1 protein-coding gene and 1 pseudogene are annotated in these 1,472 nt (G+C 61.9%); both read right to left on the bottom strand.

All coding sequences use genetic code 11. The features are described 5' to 3' along the window. Positions 1-1,178, bottom strand: a 1,178-nt coding sequence (locus EOC06_RS23410; protein ID WP_206631239.1) for an acyltransferase, incomplete at its 3' end; no start/stop codon positions are given. A gap of 23 nt (positions 1,179-1,201) precedes the next feature. Beyond that, positions 1,202-1,472 (bottom strand): annotated as a pseudogene (locus EOC06_RS43305) (hypothetical protein); the annotation flags it as partial.

The following is a 1,472-nucleotide window of genomic DNA, read 5'->3' as shown; positions in this document are numbered from 1 at the left end:
CCGATCAGGCTGATATCGACGTCTTTCCTGTCGAGCGCATAGCCGAGCCCACCCGACACCATCACGCAGACGGCAACGGCGGCAGTGGCATAGGCCAGAGGTTTCCGTTCCGTATCCGACCGCGGCTGCCGGTAGCGCTGTTCGACATATCGGTAGGACAGATCCGAGATTGCCAGCGTCAGGGCGATCAGCACGACACCTGCAAGGAGCCCGGCGGCGGGGCGATGCGCCGAATAGAAAACAACCAGCGGCCAATGCCAGAGGTAGATCGAATACGACCGGTCGCCGACATAGCAAAGGATGCTGGCATCAAGTCCGCGAAACCGGCCTAGTTTGATGCCGCCGGCGGCAATGATGAGCACCGTTCCCAAGGTCGGCAGCAACGCAAGAGCGCCAGGAAATGACGTCGAGGCGGAAAAGAAAAGCGCTGAAAACCCGATGGCGCCAATACCGGTCATCGCCATTGCGGCGCGCAATGGCAGCCCTGCCCTGAACCGATGGACCGTCAGCGCCAGCAGGCCACCGAGCGCCAGCTCCCACAGGCGGGTATGGGTTACGAAATAAGCGGCGGCCGGATCGCTCCGGGTGATGACAACCGAGGCGATCAGCGATCCGGCAAAAACCACGGTCAGCCCCACGAGGAATACGCCTTTCGCTGGCCGCCCGAGACGGCGCGCCAGCCAAAGGCCTGCCACCATCAGCAATGGCCAGACGATATAGAACTGCTCCTCGATCGATAGAGACCAGTAATGTTGCACCGGGCTCGCCGCCTCCTTGGCGCCGAGATAGTCGACCGCCTGCCAGGCAAGCCGCCAGTTCTGCACATAGAGCGCACTGGCGGCGACCTGGATCGCCGTCTCTTCCCAACGTGCCATGGACAGGAAGACCAGCGTTCCGGCGAGCGTGGCAAGAAGGGCCAGGATCGCAGTCGGCAGCAGTCGCCGCACTCGCCGCGAATAAAAGGCCATCAGCGAGATGCGGCCGTCGCGCAGCGCCATGCGGGCAAGCAGACCGGTGATGAGATAGCCCGAGATGACGAAGAACACATCGACCCCGACATACCCGCCAGGAAGAACCGCGGGCCAGATGTGGAAAACCGCCACCAGGGCAACGGCTATGCCACGCAGCCCCTGGATTTCAGGCCGCAATGCAACAGGCCCCTCAGCATTTTCTGTCAACACCACCCGCCTTAGGCCTGATTTCAGATGGGCTCGAACTTCACATCCGGCTGGTCGGGACCGCCGGCTTGCCGCAACAGCGCGAGAATGTGTTCGCTCCTGTCAACCTGCTGTCGCCTCCAGTTCGAGGCGTTAGTCACGTGCAGCCAGCCATCGACCACCATGAAAAAATCCTCGGATTGATCATGTCCCGCGCCGAAGCGAAGCGATTTGTTTTCGGCGAACCGAACCATCGCCGGGTCGATCGACCTGTAGAGCACCGGCCAGTTGCCGCCGCCGGAATCCATATGAAAC

It is taken from the genome of Mesorhizobium sp. M7A.F.Ca.MR.362.00.0.0 (genome assembly GCF_004023175.1).
Classification (GTDB): domain Bacteria; phylum Pseudomonadota; class Alphaproteobacteria; order Rhizobiales; family Rhizobiaceae; genus Mesorhizobium.
Note: the sequence above shows the minus strand (reverse complement) of the source record. Positions and strands in the feature narration are given on the sequence as shown.